The sequence below is a fragment of the Staphylococcus sp. EG-SA-2 genome, from assembly GCF_017152085.1.
The window spans coordinates 1-608 of the sequence record NZ_JACYHC010001289.1 but is presented as its reverse complement, the minus strand read 5'-3'; the positions used below and the strand labels follow the sequence as shown (position 1 = coordinate 608).

The following is a 608-nucleotide window of genomic DNA, read 5'->3' as shown; positions in this document are numbered from 1 at the left end:
ATCTACAACGCCAGAAGCATCTGATGTTTTTATCATTGCCGTTCCGACGCCGAATAATGATGATCAGTACCGGTCATGTGACATTTCGCTAGTTATGCGTGCATTAGATAGTATTTTACCATTTTTAAAAAAAGGGAATACTATTATTGTAGAGTCGACAATTGCGCCTAAAACGATGGATGATTTTGTAAAACCAGTCATTGAAAATTTAGGGTTTACAATAGGTGAAGATATTTATTTAGTGCATTGTCCAGAACGTGTACTGCCAGGAAAAATTTTAGAAGAATTAGTTCATAACAATCGCATCATTGGCGGTGTGACTAAAGCTTGTATTGAAGCGGGTAAACGTGTCTATCGCACATTTGTTCAGGGAGAAATGATTGAAACAGATGCACGTACTGCTGAAATGAGTAAGCTAATGGAAAACACATATAGAGACGTGAACATTGCTTTAGCTAATGAATTAACAAAAATTTGCAACAACTTAAATATTAATGTATTAGATGTGATTGAAATGGCAAACAAACATCCGCGTGTTAATATCCATCAACCTGGTCCAGGTGTAGGCGGTCATTGTTTAGCTGTTGATCCGTACTTTATTATTGCTA

The 608-nt window shown here is 36.3% G+C and carries 1 pseudogene; it reads left to right on the top strand.

The window, feature by feature from the left end:
• Positions 1-608: pseudogene (gene cap8O / locus IDG60_RS20795) on the top strand (type 8 capsular polysaccharide synthesis protein Cap8O); the annotation flags it as partial.